General features: G+C 63.6%; 16 protein-coding genes. 14 read left to right on the top strand and 2 right to left on the bottom strand.

Going from position 1 to position 23,559, the window contains the following annotated elements:
* The first annotated feature begins 106 nt into the window (after window positions 1-106).
* Window positions 107-1,213, top strand: coding sequence for an NADH:flavin oxidoreductase/NADH oxidase (locus IFT98_RS10075; protein ID WP_192048396.1), 1,107 nt, complete (start codon window positions 107-109; stop codon window positions 1,211-1,213).
* Window positions 1,214-1,290: 77 nt separating this feature from the next.
* Here IFT98_RS10075 and IFT98_RS10070 read toward each other — a convergent pair whose 3' ends face one another.
* Window positions 1,291-2,904 (bottom strand): glucan biosynthesis protein D, encoded by a 1,614-nt coding sequence (locus tag IFT98_RS10070; RefSeq protein WP_192048393.1) that lies wholly within the window; start codon window positions 2,902-2,904, stop codon window positions 1,291-1,293.
* 290 nt (window positions 2,905-3,194) lie between these two features.
* On the opposite strand from IFT98_RS10070, the gene IFT98_RS10065 reads away from it, so the two are divergent.
* From IFT98_RS10065 to IFT98_RS10005, 13 genes are all read left to right on the top strand, one after another.
* Complete coding sequence (locus tag IFT98_RS10065; protein WP_192048391.1) at window positions 3,195-3,947, top strand: tellurite resistance TerB family protein; 753 nt, start codon at window positions 3,195-3,197, stop codon at window positions 3,945-3,947.
* A gap of 205 nt (window positions 3,948-4,152) precedes the next feature.
* Window positions 4,153-5,775: a methyl-accepting chemotaxis protein gene (locus IFT98_RS10060; RefSeq protein WP_122795507.1), complete on the top strand. Its 1,623-nt coding sequence runs from the start codon at window positions 4,153-4,155 to the stop codon at window positions 5,773-5,775.
* Window positions 5,775-6,290: a chemotaxis protein CheW gene (locus IFT98_RS10055; protein WP_192048390.1), complete on the top strand. Its 516-nt coding sequence runs from the start codon at window positions 5,775-5,777 to the stop codon at window positions 6,288-6,290. The genes IFT98_RS10060 and IFT98_RS10055 overlap by 1 nt, the downstream gene beginning before the upstream one ends.
* Before the next feature lie 16 nt (window positions 6,291-6,306).
* On the top strand, window positions 6,307-7,575 hold the full coding sequence (locus tag IFT98_RS10050; protein WP_192048860.1) for a CheR family methyltransferase: 1,269 nt from the start codon (window positions 6,307-6,309) through the stop codon (window positions 7,573-7,575).
* Complete coding sequence (locus IFT98_RS10045) at window positions 7,572-8,249, top strand: chemotaxis protein CheW (RefSeq protein WP_122795255.1); 678 nt, start codon at window positions 7,572-7,574, stop codon at window positions 8,247-8,249. Before IFT98_RS10050 ends, IFT98_RS10045 begins: the two co-directional genes overlap by 4 nt.
* On the top strand, window positions 8,246-10,552 hold the full coding sequence (locus tag IFT98_RS10040; RefSeq protein ID WP_192048388.1) for a hybrid sensor histidine kinase/response regulator: 2,307 nt from the start codon (window positions 8,246-8,248) through the stop codon (window positions 10,550-10,552). Before IFT98_RS10045 ends, IFT98_RS10040 begins: the two co-directional genes overlap by 4 nt.
* Window positions 10,549-11,559: a chemotaxis response regulator protein-glutamate methylesterase gene (gene cheB, locus IFT98_RS10035; protein WP_192048385.1), complete on the top strand. Its 1,011-nt coding sequence runs from the start codon at window positions 10,549-10,551 to the stop codon at window positions 11,557-11,559. Before IFT98_RS10040 ends, cheB begins: the two co-directional genes overlap by 4 nt.
* 39 nt (window positions 11,560-11,598) lie before the next feature.
* A complete protein-coding gene (locus tag IFT98_RS10030) occupies window positions 11,599-12,612 on the top strand; it encodes a diguanylate cyclase (RefSeq protein ID WP_122475057.1) in 1,014 nt (337 codons plus the stop codon).
* A 215-nt stretch (window positions 12,613-12,827) separates the two neighbouring features.
* Window positions 12,828-13,923 (top strand): peptide chain release factor 2 gene (gene prfB, locus IFT98_RS10025; RefSeq protein WP_192048383.1). Its coding sequence is split into 2 segments (ribosomal slippage): window positions 12,828-12,899 and window positions 12,901-13,923, totalling 1,095 coding nucleotides; the frame shifts between segments, so codons are not numbered across the junction.
* A gap of 109 nt (window positions 13,924-14,032) precedes the next feature.
* A complete protein-coding gene (lysS, locus tag IFT98_RS10020) occupies window positions 14,033-15,535 on the top strand; it encodes a lysine--tRNA ligase (protein ID WP_192048382.1) in 1,503 nt (500 codons plus the stop codon).
* Window positions 15,536-15,733: 198 nt separating this feature from the next.
* Window positions 15,734-16,444 carry a TetR family transcriptional regulator gene (locus IFT98_RS10015; protein WP_192048379.1) on the top strand — a complete coding sequence of 237 codons (711 nt, stop codon included), beginning with the start codon at window positions 15,734-15,736 and terminating at the stop codon, window positions 16,442-16,444.
* A gap of 58 nt (window positions 16,445-16,502) precedes the next feature.
* Window positions 16,503-17,780 (top strand): flavohemoglobin expression-modulating QEGLA motif protein, encoded by a 1,278-nt coding sequence (locus IFT98_RS10010; protein WP_122475052.1) that lies wholly within the window; start codon window positions 16,503-16,505, stop codon window positions 17,778-17,780.
* A gap of 63 nt (window positions 17,781-17,843) precedes the next feature.
* Window positions 17,844-18,734 (top strand): alpha/beta hydrolase, encoded by an 891-nt coding sequence (locus tag IFT98_RS10005; RefSeq protein WP_244650926.1) that lies wholly within the window; start codon window positions 17,844-17,846, stop codon window positions 18,732-18,734.
* 3 nt (window positions 18,735-18,737) lie between these two features.
* Here IFT98_RS10005 and IFT98_RS10000 read toward each other — a convergent pair whose 3' ends face one another.
* Window positions 18,738-23,438, bottom strand: a complete 4,701-nt coding sequence (locus tag IFT98_RS10000; RefSeq protein WP_192048377.1) for an NEL-type E3 ubiquitin ligase domain-containing protein — start codon at window positions 23,436-23,438, stop codon at window positions 18,738-18,740.
* Window positions 23,439-23,559 lie beyond the last annotated feature (121 nt).

The raw sequence follows: 23,559 nt of genomic DNA, 5'->3' as shown, positions 1-23,559 counted from the left end.
CGCGGCCCGGTTGTCGACTAGTCTTCGAGAACGAGACAGGCACGCCCGCACCCGTATTCGCGCGGACGCTTCTCGTCCCATCTGAAACTGCCAACCGAGGTGCCCGATGAGCATGTTGCTCGAACCCTATACCCTGCGCCAGTTGACCCTGCGCAACCGCATCGCCGTATCGCCGATGTGCCAGTACTCCAGTGTCGACGGCCTTGCCAACGACTGGCATCTGGTGCACCTGGGCAGTCGCGCCAGTGGCGGCGCCGGTCTGGTCTTCACCGAGGCCACCGCGGTGACGGCAGAGGGGCGCATCACGCCTGAAGACCTGGGCCTGTGGAACGACGAGCAGATCGAACCGCTGCAACGCATCACGCGCTTCATCACCTCGCAAGGTGCGGTGCCGGCCATCCAGCTGGCCCACGCCGGGCGCAAGGCCAGCACTTGGCGGCCGTGGTTGGGCAAGCATGGCAGCGTGCCTGTCAATGAAGGCGGCTGGGTACCGGTGGGTCCGTCGCGTATCGCTTTCGACCCCCAGCACACCGCGCCGACCGCACTGGATGAAGCGGCCATCAAGGACATTGTCCAGGCGTTCGTCGACGCGACCCGTCGGGCGCTGACAGCCAATTTCAAAGTAGTCGAGGTGCATGCGGCGCACGGCTATCTGCTGCACCAGTTCCTGTCGCCGATCAGTAACCAGCGTCAGGACAGTTACGGCGGTAGCTTTGAAAATCGCATCCGTCTCACCCTGGAAGTCACCCAGGCGATTCGTGACGTCTGGCCGGCGGAGCTGCCCGTGTTCGTCCGTGTATCGGCGACCGATTGGGTCGAGGACGGCTGGAACCCGGATGAGACCGTCGAACTGGCCAAGCGCTTGAAGGCGCTGGGCGTGGATCTGATCGACGTGTCGTCGGGCGGTACTTCGGCCAATGCCGAGATTCCAACCGGACCGGGTTATCAGACGCGCTTTGCCGAGCGGGTGCGCAAAGAGGCGAATCTCGCCACGGGCACCGTGGGCATGATCACCGACCCGGCGCAGGCCGAACACATCCTGCGCACTGGCCAGGCCGACGTCATCCTGCTGGCGCGTGAGCTGTTGCGTGATCCGTACTGGCCGCTGCACGCCGACGAAGACCTTGGCGGTCGTCTGGCCACATGGCCAGCCCAGTACCAGCGCGCCACTCATCGCGATCAGCCGATTGTGGAATCCGACCTGCGCGACTGAGTGACGTCTCGGCGTTCGAGTGATGTCATCCTCGCCCATCTTTGTGGCAGGCGAGGATGCCAGGGCGGGTTACCGCATCATACGTACTTGCGCTTCTCCGGCGCGGGCGGCAGGTACTGGTAGAGCCAGGTTTCGCTGAGGGTGCGCCCCTCGGTCTTGATGAACAGACGCATGTCCACCGGATCGACGCTGTCGCTGGTCGGGTACCAGTCGAACAGCACGCGGAAGCCCTTGATATCGGGCAACTCCAGTACCTGAATATCCTGCACCTTGCCACCCGAGGCCGTGATGATGGGCTCGATCGGCGTTTTCAGCGACTCGAGCCCGCCGCCGGCGAAGTCCACGGCAAAACGCCGCGCCCAGACGTTCGGATAGTGCTCGCCCGGTGCCCAGCCTTCGGTGAAACCGCCCATCCCCGAGCGCGTCGCCGCGACCCGTGCCAGCGGCGTACCGATCGGCGCCAGCGCACTCCAGTACAGTTTGTAACCGAAATTCAGGGCATCGCCGGCCTTGACCGGCGACTTGGGTGTCCAGAAGGCAACGATGTTGTCCATGGTTTCACCGGTGGTCGGCAGTTCCACCAGGTCGATGGAGCCTTCGCCCCAGGCGGTGGTGGGCTCGACCCACAGGCTGGGCCGCTTGTGGTACCAATCGACCGTGTCCTGGTAGTTGCTGAAGTCGTGGTCGGTTTGGATCAGACCGAAGCCTTTCGGATCGACATCGGCGAAGGCATTGAAGCGCACGCGGTCCGGGTTGTTCAACGGCCGGCAGATCCATTCGCCGTTGCCGCGCCACATGGCCAGCCGATCGGAGTCGTGGATCTGCGGATGGATGGTGTCGCACATGCGCCGCTCGTGGTTGCCGCAGCTGAACATGCTGGTCATCGGCGCCACACCCAGTTGCTCGATGTCCTGGCGCGCATGGATGTGCGCGTCGATGTCCATCACCACGCGCTCGGCCTGGCAGTCGATGTCGAAACGGTAGGCACCGGTGGCGCTGGGCGAGTCGAGCAGGGCGTAGACCACGAAGCGGGTACTGTCCTTGCCGGGCGTCTCGAACCAGAACTTGGTGAAGTCGGGGAATTCTTCCTGCTTCTTGGCATAGGTGTCGATGGCCAGGCCGCGCGCGGACAGACCGTACTGGCCGGTGGCATCGACGGCGCGGAAGTAGCTGGCGCCGAGGAAGGACACCACGTCGTGGCGGTCGAGCTTGGGTGCCTTGAACAGTTTGAAGCCGGCAAAACCCAGGTCGCCCTTGAGCTGCGAGGTGTCGACCGTGGTGTTCTTGTAGTCGAACAGCGGCGGGTGGAAATGCACTTCACGCGCCTGTTTGCGACCGGCGTCGACGCTGTACATGCGCACCGGCGTACGGAAGCCCATGCCTACATGGAAGAACTGCACGTCCAGTTGGCCCTTGAGGTCATTCCACAGCGAGTGATTGGCGTCGTAGGCTATCGCATTGAATTGCTGCGGGGTCATGTTTGCCAGGGTCGGCGGCAAGGTCTGCTTGTTGCTGACATAAGCCTGCGCGGCGAGGCTCTTGGCCTGGGCCTTGAGCATGTCGAAAGTGAACGGTTCGGCTTCGCCATCGGCAGTGGCGGCCAGGGCCTGGGCAGCGAACAACCCGGTGCCGGACAGTCCGGTATAGGCCGCGAGGGCCATCGACGCTTTCAGAAGGTGCCTGCGGTGCATAGATAACCTGTTCTGAATCAACCTCGGTCGCTCCAAGCGACCTGCGAGGCTCAAATTGGAAGGTTTGGGCCTGCCTTGTCCAAACGCAGCGAACTGTACACAGATACCGTAATCCCCGATGTGTTCGCAAACTCCTGTAAAAAAGTTTTCCGGGCCTCAGCGGGTCGACACTGGGATTTGCCCCGGTGGCCGAGGCTTTGCGCAACATCCCGAAGCAAATCACCGTTCGAGCCGAGCAACGGAATGCCCTTACTCTCGTCAGACGTTTCTCCCATTGACGAGACCAAAAAATGAACACGCGTGGCTTGCTCGACCAGTTGTCCAAATCCGGCCAGGAACTGCTCAAGAACAAGGGCGGCAATTCTTCTCCCCTCGGCGGTGCCGGCGGTGCCGGTGGCGTTGCAGGCGCGCTTGGGGGTCTGCTTTCGGGCAAGGGCGGCGCGGGCGGCGCGTTGGGTGGCCTGCTGTCCGGCGGCAAAGGCGCGTTGACCGGCGGTGCCATGGGCTTGCTGCTCGGCAACAAGAGCGCGCGCAAGTACGGCGGCAAGGCGTTGGCCTACGGCGGACTGGCGGCATTGGGTGTGATTGCCTACAAGGCCTACGGCAATTGGCAGGCCCAGCAGCAGAACGCCCCTCGAGGCGAACCGCAGACGGTCGACCGAGTGCCACCCCAGCAGGTAGAGGAACACAGCCAGGCCATCCTCAAGGCGCTGGTGGCAGCAGCCAAGTCCGATGGCCACGTGGATGATCGCGAGCGCGAGCTGATCGAAGGCGAATTCACCCGTCTGGATTCGGACAACGAACTGCAGCAGTGGCTGCACGCCGAACTGAACAAGCCGCTGGATCCGGCGGACGTGGCGCGGGCAGCCAAGACTCCGGAGATCGCTGCCGAAATGTACATTGCCAGCGTCATGATGGTGGATCAGGAGCACTTCATGGAGCGTGCCTATCTGGACGAGCTGGCCAAGCAGTTGGCCCTCGACCCTGCGCTCAAGCTCGAACTGGAGAAGCAGGTGCGTCAGGCCGAAGTCGAAGCCGTCTGAAGCCGGACGCCGGGTCGGAAGGCTGATGCCGCCGCTCATCTGGCAGAACTGACGTTGGTCGGCAATAGTGGCGCATTGATCTGCCCGTAACTGGCAATACCCTCGCGGATGAAGGAAAGTCGGGTACCAGCGCGAAATCGTCTGAGGTAGGGCTATACTCAGGCGATTTTTCGTTTGTAGCTGCAGGAATTTTCGAGGGTTGACTGTGAAGAACTGGTCCTTGCGCCACCGCATTCTGGCGAGTTTCGCCGTTGTCATTGCAATCATGCTGTTGATGGTCGTGGTCTCCTATTCACGTCTGCAGACCATCGAGACGAACGAAACCAAGGTGCGCACCGACAGCGTGCCGGGTGTGGTCTTCAGTTCCATGATCCGCAGCGCCTGGGTAGACAGCTACGTGTACACCCAGCAACTGGTGGGCCTGAGCTATCAGCGCGAGCTGCTCACGGCTGACGTGGACCAGTACAAGAGCTTCGCCGAGCGCCTGACCCAGCAGATGGCCAACTACCGCAGCACCGTTCAGGACAGCGAAGATCAAGCGGCCTTCGAAGAATTCGCGCGGATGCGGGTAACCTATGAAAAGGCTTTGGCCGATGTGCTCGAGGCCTATCGACTGCGCAAGTTCAGTGAGGCCCAGCAGATGGCCATCGACGACCTCACGCCCGCCTGGGTAGCAGGTCGCAAGCAGCTCAATACCTTGATCGATCGCAATCGCGAGGGGGCCGAGAAAGCTACCAGCGCCATTGACGCGTCGGTCGCAGCAGCCAAGGTCAGCCTGGTGATTTCCCTGTTGGTGGCAATCATCGTCGCTGGCGTCTGCGGACTCTGGCTGCTGCGCACCATCATGGCGCCCATGCAGAAAATCGTGCGAATTCTCGAAGTGATGCGCACCGGTGACCTGAGCACCCGCCTGAGCCTGGCGCGCAAGGACGAGTTCAACGAGGTCGAACTGGGCTTCAACGACATGATGACCGAACTCACCGCGCTGGTTGCCCAGGCGCAACGGTCCTCGGTGCAGGTGACCACCTCGGTCACCGAAATCGCGGCCACCTCCAAGCAGCAGCAGGCAACGGCGACCGAGACTGCCGCGACCACTACCGAAATCGGCGCAACCTCGCGAGAGATCGCCGCCACGTCCCGTGATCTGGTGCGAACCATGGGTGAAGTCACCTCGGCGGCCGATCAGGCTTCCTCGCTGGCCGGCTCCGGCCAGCAGGGTCTGGCGCGCATGGAAGAAACCATGCATCAGGTGATGGGTGCCGCCGAGTTGGTCAACGCCAAGCTGGCGATCCTCAACGAGAAGGCCGGCAACATCAATCAGGTGGTGGTGACCATCGTCAAGGTCGCCGACCAGACCAACCTGCTGTCGCTCAACGCCGCCATCGAAGCCGAAAAAGCCGGTGAATATGGTCGCGGTTTTGCCGTGGTCGCCACCGAAGTACGCCGCCTCGCCGACCAGACTGCAGTGGCCACCTACGACATCGAGCAGATGGTGCGAGAGATCCAGTCGGCAGTGTCGGCCGGCGTCATGGGCATGGACAAGTTTTCCGAAGAAGTGCGCCGCGGCATGTTCGAGGTACAACAGGTCGGTGATCAGCTGTCGCAGATCATCGGTCAGGTCCAGGCCTTGGCGCCGCGCGTGCTGATGGTCAACGAAGGCATGCAGGCCCAGGCAACCGGTGCCGAACAGATCAACCACGCCCTGTCGCAGTTGGGCGATGCCAGCAGCCAGACCGTCGAATCCTTGCGTCAGGCCAGCTTTGCCATCGATGAGCTCAGCCAGGTCGCTACCGGATTGCGCGGCGGCGTCTCGCGCTTCAAAGTCTGATGAGCGCATTGCCGGTCACTTCGCGCAGCAAGCTGTTCCTGTTGTTTCGCATTGCGCAGGAACGCTTCGCCCTGGATGCGCTTGAAGTCGCTGAGGTGCTGCCGCTGCTGCCGCTCAAGCCGGTCGCGCATGCCCCGGCCTGGGTGGCCGGTGTGTTCGCCCATCGTGGGCGGGTGGTGCCGGTGCTGGACGTCAGCGCGCTGAGCTTTGGCGTGGCTGCCGTGCGCCGTACCAGCACGCGTCTGGTGCTGGTGCACTATCCGCACGAGCAGGCTGGGCCCGAGGCTCGCCTGGGGCTGATCGTCGAACACGCCAGCGAAACCCTCCGCTGCGATCCCGGCGGTTTCAAACCCTTGGGGGTGCACAACCGTGCCACGCCCTATCTGGGGCCGGTGTTTGAAGACGGCCAGGGGCTGTTGCAGTGGTTGCGGGTGCAGGATCTGCTCGAACCGTCGGTGCGCGACTTGCTCTTCGCTCCGCAGTTGGCGATCTCCGTATTGGGTGAAACAGAGTGATGGATGAAGCATCGTGATGGGTGAAGAGCAGCGCTTCGTGCGTTTTCTGCGTGAGCGCATCGGCCTGGACGTGGCCTCGGTAGGCCCGGCGCTGATCGAGCGCGCGGTCGCGCAGCGCAGCCAGGCCGCGCATGTCCGCGACCTGGATGCCTACTGGAAGCTGCTGCAGGGCTCGGCGGCGGAACAGCAGGCGTTGATCGAGGCGGTGATCGTCCCGGAAACCTGGTTCATGCGTTACCCCGAGTCCTTCGCCGCGCTGTGCAAGGTCGCCAAGGCGCGGCTCGCCGAACGGCCTGGTGTGGCACTGCGCATCCTCAGCCTGCCGTGTTCCACTGGCGAGGAACCGTACTCGATCGCCATGGCCTTGCTCGACGCCGGGCTGGCGCCGCAGCAGTTCAGTGTGGACGGCGTGGACATCAGCCCCCTGTCGGTGGCCCGGGCAACACGAGGGATCTATGGGCGCAATTCGTTTCGCGGCGCGCCGCTGACCTTTCGCGACCGTCATTTCGCGCCTGCGGATGAGGGGTATCTGCTCGATGCCCAGGTTCGCGCACAAGTGCGCTTGCAGGTCGGCAACATTCTCGACCCGCTGCTGCTGGGTGGCGAACTGCCCTATGACTTCGTGTTCTGCCGCAACCTGCTCATCTATTTCGACCTGCCGACACAGCAGCAGGTGTTCGAAGTGCTGAAGAAGCTCACCTGTGAAAATGGCGCGTTGTTCATCGGTCCTGCCGAAGGCAGCCTGCTGGCACGGTTGGGCATGCGCCCGATCGGTATTGCCCAGTCCTTCGCGTTCGTCCGCGATCGCCACGTCGCACCAACGCCCACACCGCTGCCTCCGGCAACGGCGCGCCTGCAGATGCCGATCAAGCTGTTGCCCGAGCCGGGCAGGTTGCCCTTGCGAACCCGAACCCGTGCGCTGCCGGTGGCCAATGCCGCCGAGGCAGTGGCGAGCGATGGCGCCGGTCTGCTCGCGCAAATCGCTCGGTTGGCCAACGAAGGCAAGAGTGCCGAGGCGCAGGCCGCGTGCGACGCATTCCTGCGCAGCCACGGGCCTGACCCCCAGGTGTTCTACTGGCTGGGCCTGCTCAGCGATGTCGGCGGGCAGGTCCTGCAGGCGCAAGGTTATTACCGCAAGGCGCTGTACCTCGATCCGCAGCACGCCGAGGCCCTGGCCCACCTGGCCATGCTGCTCACCGCCCAGGGCGACATTGCCGGGGCGCGGCGACTGCAGGAGCGCGCGGCACGCAACGACCGGCCGCACGTGCAGGAGCATAAGCGATGACCGCCCTGGACCTGATCGACAGCGACGCCCAGCAGATCGACGACTGCTGGAACCGTATTGGCATTCATGGCGACAAATCCTGCCCATTGCTGGCTGAACATATCCACTGCCGCAACTGTGCGGTGTATGCCTCGGCGGCCGTGCGCCTGCTGGACCGCTACGCATTGGACCGCCAGCACGCGCCGATGCACTACAGCGAAACACTGGGCCGTGTCGAAAGCAGGTCGCTGGTGCTGTTTCGCCTGGGCGATGAATGGCTGGCGCTGGCCACCCGCTGCCTGGTCGAAGTGGCCCCGGTGCAGGCGGTGCATTCGCTGCCGCACCAGCGTTCGCGTGCCTTGCGCGGGGTCGCCAACGTGCGCGGCGCGCTGGTGCCATGCCTGGCGTTGGAGGAACTGCTGGGCATCGATACCCAGCACGTGGCGCCGGCCGCTTCGGCGCGGGTCATGCCGCGCATGCTGATCATCGCCATAGACGGCGGCTCGGTGGTGGTACCGGTGGAAGAAGTGGATGGCATTCATCGGATCGACCTGGTCGAGCTCGAGCAGGCGTCTACCGCCACCACCCAGGCGGGCGCCCGTTTCACCCAAGGCGTTTTGCCGTTTCGCCAGCGCAGTGTGCGCCTGCTCGATGACAAGGCGCTGCTGATCGCCATGAACCGGAGCCTGACATGACCCCGGAACAGATGCGCGACGCCTCGTTGCTGGAGCTGTTCAGCCTTGAAGCCGAGGCCCAGACCCAGGTGCTCAACGCGGGGCTGCTGGCCCTGGAACGCAATCCCACCCAGGCCGATCAACTGGAAGCCTGCATGCGCGCGGCCCACTCGCTCAAGGGGGCCGCCCGCATCGTCGGTCTGGATGCCGGGGTGCGTGTGGCGCACGTGATGGAAGATTGCCTGGTCGCGGCGCAGGAGCGGCGCGTCTACCTGATGCCCGAACACATCGACGCGCTGCTGTTGGGCACCGACCTGCTGATGCGCATCGGCACGCCCGGGGCCGGGGCACCGGGTAGCGTCGATATCGACGCCTACGAGACGCAGATGGCCGCGGTGATGGACCCGTTGGCGGCCGCTGCGGCGCAGGTGCAGGTCAGGGCGCCTGTCCCGGCCGCGCTGCCCGTGGAGGTCGCGCCCGAGCCGCCTCGGGACATTGATCCGTCGCAAGCGATGCCGGGCCCGGACGACCCGGCGGCCGAACTGCCTGCCAGCCGGGCGCGCCGGGTCAGCGATACCGGCGAGCGCGTGCTGCGGGTCACGGCGGAACGCCTGAACAGCCTGCTGGACCTGTCGAGCAAGTCGCTGGTGGAAACCCAGCGGCTCAAGCCCTATCTGCTGACCATGCAGCGCCTCAAGCGCATGCAGGCGCATAGCATCCGCGCGCTTGGCGGGCTTGCCGAACAGTTGCAGCTCGAGGGCCAGAGCGCCGAGGTGCGCGACGCCCTGGCGCAGGCGCAGTCGCTGCTGGATCAGACCCAGCAGATGCTGCTGCAGCAAACTGCCGAACTGGACGATTTCGGCTGGCAGGCCAGCCAGCGCGCGCAGTTGCTGTATGACACGGCGCTGGCCTGCCGCATGCGCCCATTCGCCGACATGCTCGGTGGTCAGGAACGCATGGTCCGCGACCTCGGCCGGTCATTGGGCAAGCAGGTGCGCCTGGATATCGAAGGCGAGAAGACCCAGGTCGATCGCGATGTGCTGGAAAAGCTCGAAGCGCCCTTGACCCACCTGCTGCGCAACGCCGTCGACCACGGCATCGAAACCGCCGAGCAGCGATTGCTGGCCGGCAAGCCCGCCGAAGGTCGCGTGGTGCTGCGTGCTTCGCACCAGGCAGGGTTGCTGGTGCTGGAGCTGAGCGACGACGGCGCGGGTGTCGACCTTGCCGCGCTGCGGCGCAGCATCGTCCAGCGCGGTTTGTCGGCCGCCGATACCGTGGATCAGCTCAGTGAAGAAGAGCTGCTGAGCTTTCTGTTCCTGCCCGGCTTCAGCATGCGCGACACGGTGACCGAGGTCTCGGGCCGCGGCGTTGGCCTGGATGCGGTATTGCACCTGATTCGCCAGCTGCGCGGCTCGGTCGAACTGATTCAAGTGCCAGGGCAGGGCAGTCGCTTCCATATCGAGGTCCCGCTGACCTTGTCGGTGGTGCGCAGCCTGGCGGTGGAGGTGGGGGGCGAGGCCTATGCGTTTCCGCTGGCCCACATCGAACACACCATGGACCTGCCGGCCGAAGACATCATCCAGCTCGAGGGCCGCCAGCACTTCTGGTACCAGAACCGCCATGTCGGGCTGGTTGCGGCCAGCCAGCTGCTGCAGAGACCGGCCAGCCAGGCCGGTGAAGCGAGTCTCAAGGTGGTGGTGATCCGCGACCGCGAGGCGATCTACGGCGTGGCCGTGGAACGCTTCATCGGCGAGCGCACGCTGGTGGTGCTGCCGCTGGACGCCCGCCTGGGCAAGGTCCAGGATATTTCCGCCGGTGCCTTGCTCGACAACGGTTCGGTGGTACTGATCATCGACGTCGAAGACATGTTCCGCTCGGTGGAAAAGCTGCTCAATACCGGCCGCCTGGAACGTATCGACAAGCGCAGCCAACAGGCCGAATTGGCTCGCAAGCGGGTACTGGTGGTGGATGATTCGCTCACCGTCCGCGAGCTGCAGCGCAAGCTGCTCAGCCATCGTGGCTATGACGTGGCGGTGGCCGTCGACGGCATGGATGGCTGGAACGCGTTGCGCAGCGAAGACTTCGACCTGCTGATCACCGACATCGACATGCCGCGCATGGACGGTATCGAGTTGGTGACCCTGCTGCGCCGCGACAGCCGCCTGCAGTCGTTGCCGGTCATGGTGGTGTCCTACAAGGACCGGGAAGAGGACCGCCGCCGCGGCCTCGACGCCGGGGCCGATTATTACCTGGCCAAGGCCAGTTTCCACGACGATGCCTTGCTCGATGCGGTGGTTGAATTGATCGGAGGGGCGCGGGGATGAGGATCGCTATCGTCAATGACATGCCCATGGCCGTGGAGGCGCTGCGGCGGGCGATCGCGCTCGAGCCGGCTCACGAAGTGGTGTGGGTGGCCAGCAACGGGCGCGAGGCGGTCGAGAGGTGCCAGGCCGTGACCCCGGACCTGATCCTGATGGACCTGATCATGCCGGTCATGGACGGCGTGGAAGCCACCCGACAGATCATGGCCAATACACCCTGCGCCATCGTGATCGTCACCGTCGACCGCCAGCAGAACGTCCATCGCGTATTCGAGGCCATGGGTCATGGTGCCCTGGATGTGGTTGACACCCCGACGCTGGGTGTCGGCGACGCCCGTGAAGCCGCCGCTCCGCTGCTGCGCAAGATCTTCAACATCGGCTGGCTGGTGGGGCAACGCAGCCCGTCGGTGCGCAGCGAGTTGCCGCTGCCGCGTTCGGGCGGGGTGCGGCAGAAACTGGTGGCCATCGGCTCGTCGGCCGGCGGCCCGGCCGCCTTGGAAATCCTGCTCAAGGGGTTGCCGCGCGATTACCCGGCGGCCATCGTGCTGGTCCAGCACGTGGACCAGGTGTTTGCCGCCGGAATGGCCGAGTGGCTGAGCAGTGCAGCGGGCCTGCCGGTGCGTCTGGCCCGCGACGGTGAGGCTCCTCAAGCTGGCACTGTGCTACTGGCGGGCACCAATCATCATATTCGTCTGCTGAAAAATGGTACCTTAACCTACACGGCAGAACCGGTGGACGAGATCTACCGGCCCTCCATAGATGTTTTTTTCCGAAGCGTGGCGCAATTCTGGAATGGCGATGCGGTGGGCGTACTGCTCACCGGCATGGGCCGCGACGGTGCGCAGGGCTTGAAGTCGATGCGTCAGCGCGGCTACCTGACCATCGCGCAGGACCAGCAGAGCAGCGCGGTCTACGGAATGCCGAAAGCGGCGGCGGCCATTGACGCAGCTGTTGAAATTCGTCCGCTGGAGCGGATCGCACCCCGACTGATGGACGTATTTTCACGATGAACTCGAGCCACCGCGTAGGCAGTATCCAGGTGACAACGCATGATTGATCTACAGATCGAAGCCTTCAGGTCCAACGACAACAACAAGTCGATGGTACTTCTGGTGGACGACCAGGCCATGATTGGTGAAGCCATCCGTCGCAGTCTCAGCGACGAGGCCAACATCGACTTCCACTTTTGCGCCGATCCGCAGCAGGCCATCAATCAGGCCATGCGCATCAAGCCAACGGTGATCCTCCAGGACTTGATCATGCCGGGGCTCGACGGCCTGTCGCTGGTGCGTGACTATCGCAACCATCCGGCCACCCAGGATATTCCGATCATCGTGCTGTCGACCAAGGAAGACCCACTGATCAAGAGCGCCGCCTTCGCCGCCGGCGCCAACGATTACCTGGTCAAGCTGCCCGACACCATCGAGCTGGTTGCACGCATACGCTACCATTCCAAGTCGTACCTGACCCTGCTGCAGCGCGACGAAGCCTACCGTGCGCTGCGCGTGAGCCAGCAGCAACTGCTCGACACCAACCTGGTGTTGCAGCGGCTGATGAACTCCGATGGCCTGACCGCGCTTTCCAATCGCCGTCATTTCGACGAGTACCTGGAACTGGAATGGCGTCGCGCGATGCGTGACAAGACCCAGCTGTCGCTGTTGATGATCGACGTCGACTATTTCAAGTCCTACAACGACAACTTCGGCCACCTGGCTGGCGATGAAGCCCTGCGCCGTGTGGCCGACGCCATTCGCCATTCCAGCAACCGTTCCAGCGACCTGCCGGCGCGCTATGGCGGTGAAGAGTTCGCTTTGGTGCTGCCCGGTACCTCACCAGGCGGTGCGCGGCTGGTCGCCGAAAAGCTGCGCCAGACCATTGCCGCACTGAACATCCCCCACATCGCGCCGCAGGCCGATGCCTGCCTGACGGTGAGCATCGGGCTGTCGACCATGACCCCGCAGCAGGGCAGTCATTGCCGCGAGCTGATCCTGGCTGCCGACAAGGGTCTGTATACCGCCAAGCACGCCGGGCGCAATCAGGTGGTGGTTGGGGATCAGGGCTAGGGCGTTGTAGCGGCGGTACGCTTTTCGCGGCCGCTGACCGCTCCCACGGGACCACAACAGCGAAACCCTCCCTGTGGGAACGGTCAGCGGCCGCGAAAGGGGCGGCCACATCTTCCCAAAAAAAACGCGCATCCCCTGCTGGGCGGGCTGCTGTCATTGGCCGGCTGCGGTATACTCTCCGGCTTTTGACACGTTACGCACGAGAGCTGCCCGCCATGGAAATCAACCCGATCCTTAACAGCATCAAGGACCTGTCCGAGCGCTCCGAAACCATTCGGGGGTATCTTTGACTACGATCAAAAGCATGAGCGTCTGACCGAAGTCAATCGCGAGCTTGAAGATCCCGCTGTCTGGAACAACCCTGCCTACGCTCAGGAACTGGGTCGCGAGCGTTCGCTGCTGGCGCAGATCGTCGACACCCTCGATGAAATGAACGCCGGCCTCGGCGACGCCCGGGACCTGCTGCAAATGGCTGCCGAGGAAGAAGACCAAGGCGCCGTCGACGACGTTTCCGCCGAAGTCGAGCGCCTGCGTGCCCAGCTCGAGAAGCTGGAATTCCGTCGCATGTTCAGCGGCGAGATGGACGCCAACAATGCCTACCTGGACATCCAGGCCGGCTCCGGCGGCACCGAAGCCCAGGACTGGGCCAACATCCTGCTGCGCATGTACCTGCGCTGGGCCGACAAGCGCGGCTTCGACACCACCATCATGGAGCTGTCGGCCGGTGAAGTCGCCGGTATCAAGGGCGCCACCCTGCACATCAAGGGCGAGTACGCCTTTGGCTGGCTGCGCACCGAAATCGGTGTCCACCGCCTGGTGCGCAAAAGCCCGTTCGACTCCGGCAACCGTCGCCACACCTCGTTCTCGGCCGTGTTCGTCTCGCCGGAAATCGATGACAACATCGAAATCGACATCAACCCGGCCGACCTGCGCATCGACACCTACCGCTCCTCCGGTGCCGGCGGCCAGCACGTCAACACCACCGACTCGGCGGTGCGTATCACCCACGTGCCGACCAACACCGTGGTCAGCTGCCAGAACGAACGTTCGCAGCATGCCAACAAGGACACGGCGATGAAGATGTTGCGCGCGCGCCTGTACGAACAGGAAGTGCAGAAGCGCAACGCGGCCTCGCAGGCGATGGAGGACAGCAAGTCGGACATCGGCTGGGGTCACCAGATTCGCTCCTATGTGCTTGACGCTTCGCGGATCAAGGATCTGCGTACCAACATCGAACGCAGCGACTGCGACAAGGTGCTCGACGGCGACATCGACGAATACCTCGAAGCCAGCTTGAAACAAGGGCTGTAACACCGCCTGGCAGGCTGGCGCAGCCACTGCGTCGGCCTGCCACGGCTGGCCTGCCCGCGATCCCGACGCCTCAGTCGGGAGCAACGAACCCGTGATGGAAAATCAGAACATGAGCGACCAACAACCCGACCCGCAAGACCTGCAACAGGAAGAGAACAGCCTGATCGCCCTGCGCAAGGAAAAGCTTGCTGCCGTGCGCGCCCAGGGCCAGGCCTTCCCCAACGATTTTCGTCGCGACAACTATGCAGGCGACTTGCAGAAACAGTACGTCGACAAGACCAAGGAAGAGCTCGCCGAGGCCGCCATTGCGGTCAAGGTCGCCGGTCGCATCATGCTCAACCGTGGCTCGTTCATGGTGATCCAGGACATGACCGGGCGCATCCAGGTCTACGTCAATCGCAAGACCCTGCCCGAAGAAACCCTGGCGCAGGTGAAAACCTGGGACATGGGCGACATCATCGCGGCTGAAGGCACCCTGGCCCGTTCCGGCAAGGGCGACCTCTACGTCGAGATGACCAGCGTGCGCCTGCTGACCAAGTCGCTGCGCCCGCTGCCCGACAAGCACCACGGCCTGGTCGATACCGAGCAGCGCTACCGTCAGCGCTATGTCGACCTGATCGTCAATGAGGAGGTGCGCGACACCTTCCGTGTGCGCTCCCAGGTCATCGCCCACATTCGCGGCTTCCTGGCCAAGCGCGACTTCCTCGAAGTCGAGACGCCGATGCTGCAGACCATTCCCGGCGGCGCTGCGGCCAAGCCGTTCGAAACCCACCACAATGCCCTGGACATGGAAATGTTCCTGCGCATCGCCCCGGAGCTGTACCTCAAGCGCCTGGTGGTCGGTGGCTTCGAAAAGGTCTTCGAGATCAACCGCAACTTCCGTAACGAAGGGGTCTCGACCCGGCACAACCCCGAGTTCACCATGCTCGAGTTCTACCAGGCTTACGCCGACTACGAAGACAACATGGACCTCACCGAAGAGCTGTTCCGTGAGCTGGCGCAACTGGTGCTGGGCAGCACTGACGTGCCCTACGGCGACAAGGTGTTCCATTTCGGCGAGCCGTTCGTGCGCCTGTCGGTGTTCGACTCGATCCTCAAGTACAACCCCGAGCTGACGGCAGACGACCTCAACGATGTCGACAAGGCCCGTGCCATCGCCAAGAAGGCCGGCGCCAAGGTGTTGGGCTTCGAAGGCCTGGGCAAGCTGCAGGTGATGATTTTCGAAGAACTGGTCGAGCACAAGCTCGAGCAGCCGCACTTCATTACCCAGTATCCTTTCGAGGTGTCGCCACTGGCGCGCCGCAATGACGACAACCCCAACGTTACCGATCGTTTCGAGCTGTTCATCGGCGGCCGTGAAATCGCCAATGCCTACTCCGAGCTCAATGATGCCGAAGACCAGGCCGCACGCTTCATGGCCCAGGTGGCGGACAAGGATGCCGGCGACGACGAAGCCATGCACTACGACGCCGATTTCGTTCGGGCGCTCGAATACGGCATGCCGCCGACGGCCGGCGAGGGTATCGGTATCGATCGTCTGGTCATGCTGCTGACCGATTCGCCTTCGATCCGCGATGTGATCCTGTTCCCGCACATGCGACCACAAGCCTGACGGTCGTTGATCAGCCGCCCCACGGGGCGGCTTTTTTATGAGCGCAGATCAGCGGTGTCATTGCCGGCCCCGACGCGGCTTGCGCCGCTGCTACAGGGATTGCGATCTCACGCCGTCGTTACAGGCGATTACGCTATCGTGTAGCAGCGGCGCAAGCCGCGTCGGCACCCACTCCCACTCACTCAAAGGATACGAGCAGTGATCCCAGCCACACCCAGACAGGGAGCCGCCAGCGTTGCCTCGACGCTCGCCCGCAACGTCCAGTATCAAGGCCGCAAGGCCAGCCGCCAGGGCAGCGAACTGCGTCGCCAGGAAATCCTCGATGCCGCCATGCGCATCGTTGTGCGCGATGGTGTGCGGGGCGTTCGCCATCGCGCCGTGGCCGCCGAAGCCGGCGTACCGCTGTCGGCCACCACCTACTACTTCAAGGACATCGATGACCTGCTCAACGATGCCTTCGCCCAGTACGTCGAGCGCAGCGCCGTGTTCATGGCCAAGCTGTGGAGCAACACCGAAGAGCTGCTGCGTGCCCTGATCGCCCGCGGTGACGGCAGCCCCCAGGCCCGCGCCGCACTGGCCGACGAAATCGCCCGGCTGACCGCCGACTACGTCACGCATCAGCTGCAGACCCGTCGCGACCAGTTGATCGCCGAGCAGGCCTTTCGTCAGGAAGCGTTGCTCAACCCGCGCCTGGCCGAACTGGTGCTGGCGCATCAGGACATTCTGCTGCAGGGCGGGCGGCAGATGCTCGAGGTGCTTGGCTCGCGCGAGCCGTCGCAGGACGCACAGGTGTTGACGGCGATTATCGGGCGGATGGAATATCAGGGTCTGCTGGCCAGTGCCCCTGCCGATGCCGACCGTGAAATGCTCGGCATCCTTACCCGTTTCATGCAGTGGGTACTGAGCTGAGCCCCATGCAGTGAGAGGTCCGCTGCCGGCGGGCCGTGCCAGAACGAGGAGCAGTACGGTGGACGAGTATCAGCAGACGATTCGAGACCTGTCCGACCGCATCGTGCACGCGCAGACGCCGATCCGCGTGCTCGATGCGGTGAAATGGGACGACTCCATTCGTCACGGCTTTCTGCAGGCGGGCGGCAAGCAGATGCCTGCGGTCGACCGCGACTATTACCAGAACCGCGCGCTGGGCTTCGACTCCAGTGCGGTCAAACTGGAATTCCAGAACATAGAGCGCGACATCACTCGTCAGCTCGGCCAGTTCAACCCGGTCGGGCAGATCATGCGGCGCATGTGCAAGGAGTACCGCATGGTGGTGCGCATGCTCGAGGCACGCGGCACCGAGGACTTCGGCCTGATCTCGCAGGAGCTATACGGCGCCGCGTCGGATGCGTTCCATGCCGGCGATCCGACCCTGGCCGACCTCGGCCTGATGCTCTCGGATTACCTGAACAACATTGCCGGGCGCGGCGATCTCAAGGACGAAGCCAAGACCCTGACCGCCAAGGATGCAGTGAACATGCTGCAAGGGCGCCTCAATCGGGTGTTTGGCGAAACCGAGGGCACCATCCGTGTGTTCGAATCCGACGGCATCGTCGCCGACGCTGCCGCAGGGGCGGACTACATAAAGATCCGCAGTGATGCCATGTTCAACGAACGCGATGTGCGCGCGCTCGAAGTGCACGAGGGTCTGGTACACGTCGCCACCACCCTCAACGGCCAGAACCAGCCGATCTGCACCTTTCTGTCCAAGGGGCCGCCATCGTCCACGGTGACCCAGGAAGGCCTGGCCATTCTGATGGAAGTGATTGCCTTCGCCTCCTACCCCAGCCGTCTGCGCAAGCTGACCAATCGCACGCGCGCGATCCACATGGTCGAGGAGGGCGCCGACTTCCTGCAGGTGTTCGAATTCTTCCGCGAAGAAGGCTTCGAGATGCCCGAGGCCTACGGCAACGCCAGCCGAGTGTTCCGCGGCTCGACCCCGACCGGGCTGCCGTTCACCAAGGATTTGTCGTACCTGAAAGGCTTCATCATGGTCTACAACTACATTCAGCTGGCCGTGCGCAAGGGCAAGCTGGAACAGGTGCCGCTGCTGTTCTGTGGCAAGACCACCCTGGAAGACATGCGCACGTTGCGCCAGCTGGTCGACGAAGGGTTGGTGACGCCGCCCAAGTACCTGCCCGAACAGTTCCGTGACATGAATGCACTGTCCGCCTGGATGTGCTTCTCGAACTTCCTCAATCACTTGAGCCTGGACCGAATTGAAGCCGACTACTCGAACATCCTCTGACCTGCCGACGCGGCTGTATCGCCCCCCTGTAGCAGCGGCGCGAGCCGCGTCCGGCCATTGCACATGATGGCCTGCCTGACGCGACGCCTGCCAGCGCTGCTGCTACTGACCGCGCTACTGACTGGCTGCAGCTCATTATTGTTCTACCCCGAGCAGGGTTTGCCGTTCACGCCGGAAAAAGCCGGGCTGGCCTTCGAGGACGTTAGCCTGACGGCCGCCGATGGCACCCGCCTGCACGGTTGGTGGCTGCCCGCCAAGCCCGGCGTGGAGGTCAAGGGCACCGTACTGCACCTGCACGGCAACGGCGGCAACCTGGCCTGGCACCTCGGGGGCAGTTGGTGGTTGCCCGAACAGGGCTACCAGGTGCTGATGCTCGACTACCGTGGCTACGGCGTTTCGGAGGGGTCGCCCAGCCTCCCGGCGATCTACCAGGACATCGACGCAGCGTTCGCATGGCTGGCAAGCAAGCCTGAGGTGCAGGCCAAGCCGTTGGTCCTGCTGGGGCAAAGCCTGGGCGGCGCCATGGCCGTGCACTATCTGGCCGAACACCCCGGGCAACGTCAGCGCCTCCAGGCGATGGTGCTCGATGGCGTACCCGCCAGTTATCGAGCCGTCGGCCAGTACGCACTGAGTACGTCATGGCTGACCTGGCCACTGCAGGTACCCCTGTCCTGGCTGGTGCCCGACAGCGACAGCGCGATTCGCTCCATTGCCCAGCTCGAGGGCACACCCGCGCTGCTTTTCCAGAGCATGGATGACCCTATCGTACCCTTGGCCAACGGTATCGCACTTTACAAGCAGGCACCGCTGCCGCGAGTCCTGCAGCTGACTCGCGGCGGTCATGTTCAGACCTTCGCCGACCCGACGTGGCGCCAGGTCATGCTGCGCTACCTGGAGGACCCGCAGCACTTCAACGGCATCCGACGGTTGGGAGAAGTGCCCAATCACCCGTGAACGTCAAGGCGTTCGGGGGCGTGAGGATGGGCCCGGCGGTGACGCCTGCAGGACACTGCGGGTCAGTTGCAGGCGCGCCTGGCTCACGCTTTCCAGCAAGGCCGCGTAGGCCAGGTTGTATGAGCTGACGCCATGCTGCTCGGTGTCGCTCAACCGCAGCCTTTCGGGCAAAGGCGCCAACGGGCCCAGCTGACCGCTGTTGACCAGCACTTCGTGCAAGTGCTGGCGCTCACTGTCGGACAGCTGCGGCGGCTGCCGCTCCTCGTTGATGGAGGCGTCGAGGGCTTCGGCCACATGGCGTTGCCAGCGATCGATAGCCTGACTTTGCGCGTTGCAGGCAGTGCTCATGAACAGCTGCCAGTAAGGCTGGCGATTCACGTAGTCTATCCAGGCGTCGTCGTGTCGCTCCAAGGCATAGTTGCCAGCAGCATCGAGCATGCTTTGCGTCACCCAGAGGGTGTAGCTGGTGAACGCTTGTACCAACGGGGGATTGCTCAGGTCCAGCCGTTCAGCCAACGCCATGCAGAAATACAGCACGATTTCGACATCGTCGATGACATGGCCTTGCTCACCCCAGCGACCGATATGCAGCATGACGTAGTCCCGGACGCGCGCCTCACGCCAGTCCTGTCGTGCCATGGCAATCACTGCGGGAATGGCAGACTCGTCGCATGTTTGCTCGAGCAGTGCGTATACCCTCGCAAGGTTTGCCATTGACGAGAAGATCAAGGCATCGCGGTCCACGCAGCTCACCGCGTCCTGCGCTTGCTCATACAGCTGTGCACGCAGTTGTCGATGATTGCACGCACCGCGGATGACGACCTGGATGCGAGCCCGCATGTTGGTACCGGGAAGCCGCGCCTGTGCCGATACATCCAGGCGCAGCAGCAGCCTGAAAAAGTCAGCGGCGGCTGGATCCGTATCAGCCAGCAATTGATTGGCCTGCTGCAGCTGGTCCGCCGGAAAACCTGTGAACAGACGAGGCGCATCGCGCAGTGTCTGTTCGTTGCGCGCCGTGATTGATTCCCCAGGCGAAAGCGGTGAAATCAGTGAGCGCGGCGACCACTCCGATTCCATTGATTCGCAGGGTTCAGGTTCGAGGTAGACGTTGCCCACCGCGCGCATTTCTGCTTCAAAGCGCGAGCGCAGAGGCTCAGGCAATGACGCGCTGTACAGACAGAGCCCCGGTGTACTTCCGGCACCTGGCGGCACGCTGGCAATGTTCAGATGGCTGAGGTCGGCGTGGTGCAAGCGTGGCAGCGATTCCAGGCCCACTGGCCAGTGGTCCAGGTTGGAGGCGCTCAGGTCCAGCTCCTCCAGAAGTCCCAGGCGGCTGAGGTCCAAGGTCACCGGCGCGGTCGAAATACCTTGGCCGGCGCCCGGTACATGCTCTTCGCTATTGAAGAGTTGTCCGGGTATCAACGGGTTGTTCGACAGATCCAGAACGCGCAGCTGCACCATGGTCGCAAGGTCGCGGGCGTCTGCCGCGCTCAGGATGATCAGGTTCTGGGTGAGGTTCAGCGTGTGCAGCGACCTCCGGCTGGCCAGTACGGCAAATACCCCGGCTTCGAACTCGGCCCTGGAGTTTTGCAGCGTCAAGGTGTGCAGGGAGCCGCTGGCGGTGAGGCGACGGATCTGCTGGTGTGTCCAACTCAAGCCTGGCAGCTGCATGTCGTTGAGGACCAGAGTCTGCAGATGCCGCAGCGTGCCAACCGCCGCGATGGCTTCAGGGGCCAGGTTACTGCGTGACAGGTCCAGCAAGCGCAGATGGTGCAGGCTGTTCAACGCTTCGGGAAGGGCGGTCATCGGCAGGTTGATGAGTTCCAGGCGACGCAGATTGGGCATATGCCGCAGCAGTGAATCGAGGTTATCCAATTGCTCGAAGCCGACCAGACGCAGGTACTCGACTGCCGGCAGGTCAATGTCCAGAGGCGGCAGCGCACCCAAATCGCCTTCGGTCAAATGCAGGCTTGCGGGGCGCAGGGCGATTCGTGCCTCCCATGCGTGAAGCAGATCGTTGACCGCTCTTTCACGTTCTCGCCGCATGTACCCTGCAGTGCCCTGCTCGGCCCACGACCCTGCGCTGGCGAGCAGGCGAGGGCGCTCCTGCTCGAGTCTGGCGAGCATCGGGCCGATCGGCACGTTGTGCTGCAGCAGATAGCCAAGGTAATCCTCGGCGGTAGAGGTCATGAAGGCCGATGAGGTGGGGGTGAACAAGCGTTCAAGTCTTTCAGTGGCCGGGTCGCGATCGAACCGCTCTGTCCCGTAGGGCCAGGTGTCGCGCCGTGCCGCTGTGCCTGGCGTGGGGCTCAGCCACGTACGCGGCACGGGCAGATTGAGCAGGGTCTGGGCCCGAGTGCGCCGGGTCAGGGCCATTTCGCTGAGGCGCTGGTGCAAGCGTTCCGGTTCATTGATTCCAACGCCAATCGCAGTGCGTTGATGGGGGGGCAGGGCGTGGAGCAGGGCACGATAGAAGCCGTATTCGCTCAGGTCCTGGGGCAACAGCACTTGGTCCGCGCCGACGGTATACCAGCCCTCTTCATCGTCGCGGTAGACCGAAACGGTGTCGACATCCGTGGTGCCGAGTTCTGCCAGAGGCGCACCGGATCGGCCGCCGTCGCGCAGCAGCAGGGCGGTACCGGGTTGCCATCCGTCCAGATATTCGAGCAACCGCACCGCCAGGATGAAGGTGTCATTGTTCAGCGTGGAGGGGACGGTAAAACCCTCCAGGGCGTGGATGAGTCGGGCGTCTTGTTCGAGCTCACGGGCCTGCTGTGCCACATCCAGAGGCAGAACGGCGTCGGGCGTCTGCAATGACGCGGCGACCGCCTCGCGGTTGTCATCGATGAACAGCTGGGCCAGTTGCAGGGGAATGCCGGGGTAGCGGCGACGCAACTCCCGGGTGGCACGGTCGGCTGGAATCTCGGCAAGTTCGAAACGGTGGGCCAGGATGGCCCTGTGCAGCAACATCGACCAGTGCAGCAAGTCGAGGTCTACTTCCAGCGGTGGCACAGGCGCTGCCGTGCAGGCAGAAGGTTGCTGGCAGGGTGGCGGCGTCGGGTCGCCACGGCGCTTGCGGCTCAAGGCCTGCTCCGGCTGGGTTTGACGCCTGGCAGTGGCGTGGTAGAACGCCCGCAACTGTGGCACATCGTAGCCTTCGGGTACCGGCAGGCCCTTGTGGATTCGCTCGATGATCTGCCCGACATCGTCGATGATGCGTGCGCGCTTCAAGGTGTAATTCAGTAGCATGGGGATCGGCTTGCCTGCCAGGTAGACGCTGCGCAACGGATCGTTGCCGACCCCGCTGATCCGCGCCACCTCCAGCAGGCGCTGATCGCCGAGGCCATCGCTCAGTGGGCCGAGGCGGCGCAACAGCGAGAGCCGCTTCCAGTGTTCTGGCTTCTCGTGCTGGTGGTACCACGCGCCCTTGTCGTTGTGGCGCAGCAGTGGCAGATAGGCGTCATGGGTAGACGGGTGTGCGATACGCCACTGTTCTGCGGCAGTTTTCTCGACGCGGTAGAACCCCCGGTTGATCTTGATCGCCTGGCCGGCGGCCAGACGGTAAAGCCCTCGTTCATCAGGCTGCCCTGCAGGGGCCTCGGCGTCGGTCATGCGATACTCGCCCAATGCTGGAAGCCAGCAGCGTCGGTCGGCGGCACCGACGCGTACGTCGCTCATCGACATCATCCAATCCGAGGGCTGGCGACCTTCCGGTTCTTCTGTGCCACCGATGCCGACACCTGCGCCGATGATCAGGTGCTGCTGGATCAGTCGAGCGAATGACGGGCATTGCTGCTGCAACCGCACAGCCGCCTGGGCACTGGTCGGAATCAGCACCGCCGCGTCGGCGAGCAGGCGTTTTTCACGGCTTTGCCGAAGGTGCGCGCGCAGACCCTGAGTCAGGGCCGGGGCTTGCATCGGAAGTTGGCTCACGGTGTCTGGGTCAAGCCATCTGGCCGTCACCCGCGGCAGGTCGGACAGCGCGATGAAACGGCTGAAGAAGTGCTGAAACCTGGCGTCGAGCAGTTCTCTGCGCACGCTGGCGAAGAAGCTCGCACGCGATAGGTACTGTTTGAGCGGGTGCAGCGGATGGCCAGGGATGTAGGCCACACAAGGTGCGGCGTCGTCATCGGCGCCCAGCACGATGATCTCGGGCGCAGCCACTTCATTGAACAGCTGCAACGAGCCGATCTGCACCGCCTGTTCATCCACATACAGCCCTTGCTGGGCAAATTCCGCCGAGCCGGTTGCAAAGCCGTCGATCAACCAGTCCAGCATCCTCCGGCCTGGCCTGCCTATGTGCTCGCGGATGCTGGCCAGCGTGGTTTCTTCCTGCAGGGTAGCCAGGTAGGCATCCTGCATCGCAGCGCGCAGCACCGACGTGGTCGATGCCGAACGCAAATAGGCAAAGTATTGCTCGTCCAGCGAAAGCCTGTGTTGAACGGCCCATACATCGTTGGGGGTAATGCTCGCCCAGTCGGTGCTCGACAGGTTGCTGCGGATGAACCGATACAGGCTCTGTAGGGTGCCGAACGCTTGCGTTGCACGCTGTCGGGCCTGCCAGCTTCGCCTGTGATGTTCCTGCCATTGGCGCCGCTGCTCGGCGGTGGTCCGTTCGAACCAAGGGGGCTGGTCCGCACTTTCAAGGGGCGAAACCAAGGTTTCGTACTGACGGGTCAGGTGTTTCGAGGGGGTAGCGGGCATGCACGTCTTCCTTCATCGAGTGAAGACGTCATTGGCTGTGAAGAGGGGTAGCGATGAGCGCTACATAATCATCGTCACGGCGCGATGGGCAAAAAAAATCCCGGCACAGGCCGGGATTTCT

Source organism: Pseudomonas sp. CFBP 8770 (genome assembly GCF_014841705.1).
In the GTDB taxonomy this organism is placed as follows: domain Bacteria; phylum Pseudomonadota; class Gammaproteobacteria; order Pseudomonadales; family Pseudomonadaceae; genus Aquipseudomonas.
Note: the sequence above shows the minus strand (reverse complement) of the source record. Positions and strands in the feature narration are given on the sequence as shown.

Excerpts from the sequence above, each read along its gene's own strand:
- IFT98_RS10075 (WP_192048396.1), top strand. The coding sequence starts at position 107 with ATGAGCATGTTGCTCGAACCCTATACCCTGCGCCAGTTGACCCTGCGC.
- IFT98_RS10070 (WP_192048393.1), bottom strand. The coding sequence starts at position 2,904 with ATGCACCGCAGGCACCTTCTGAAAGCGTCGATGGCCCTCGCGGCCTAT.
- IFT98_RS10065 (WP_192048391.1), top strand. The coding sequence starts at position 3,195 with ATGAACACGCGTGGCTTGCTCGACCAGTTGTCCAAATCCGGCCAGGAA.
- IFT98_RS10055 (WP_192048390.1), top strand. The coding sequence starts at position 5,775 with ATGAGCGCATTGCCGGTCACTTCGCGCAGCAAGCTGTTCCTGTTGTTT.
- IFT98_RS10050 (WP_192048860.1), top strand. The coding sequence starts at position 6,307 with ATGGGTGAAGAGCAGCGCTTCGTGCGTTTTCTGCGTGAGCGCATCGGC.
- IFT98_RS10045 (WP_122795255.1), top strand. The coding sequence starts at position 7,572 with ATGACCGCCCTGGACCTGATCGACAGCGACGCCCAGCAGATCGACGAC.
- IFT98_RS10040 (WP_192048388.1), top strand. The coding sequence starts at position 8,246 with ATGACCCCGGAACAGATGCGCGACGCCTCGTTGCTGGAGCTGTTCAGC.
- cheB (WP_192048385.1), top strand. The coding sequence starts at position 10,549 with ATGAGGATCGCTATCGTCAATGACATGCCCATGGCCGTGGAGGCGCTG.
- IFT98_RS10030 (WP_122475057.1), top strand. The coding sequence starts at position 11,599 with ATGATTGATCTACAGATCGAAGCCTTCAGGTCCAACGACAACAACAAG.
- lysS (WP_192048382.1), top strand. The coding sequence starts at position 14,033 with ATGAGCGACCAACAACCCGACCCGCAAGACCTGCAACAGGAAGAGAAC.
- IFT98_RS10005 (WP_244650926.1), top strand. The coding sequence starts at position 17,844 with ATGATGGCCTGCCTGACGCGACGCCTGCCAGCGCTGCTGCTACTGACC.
- IFT98_RS10000 (WP_192048377.1), bottom strand. The coding sequence starts at position 23,438 with ATGCCCGCTACCCCCTCGAAACACCTGACCCGTCAGTACGAAACCTTG.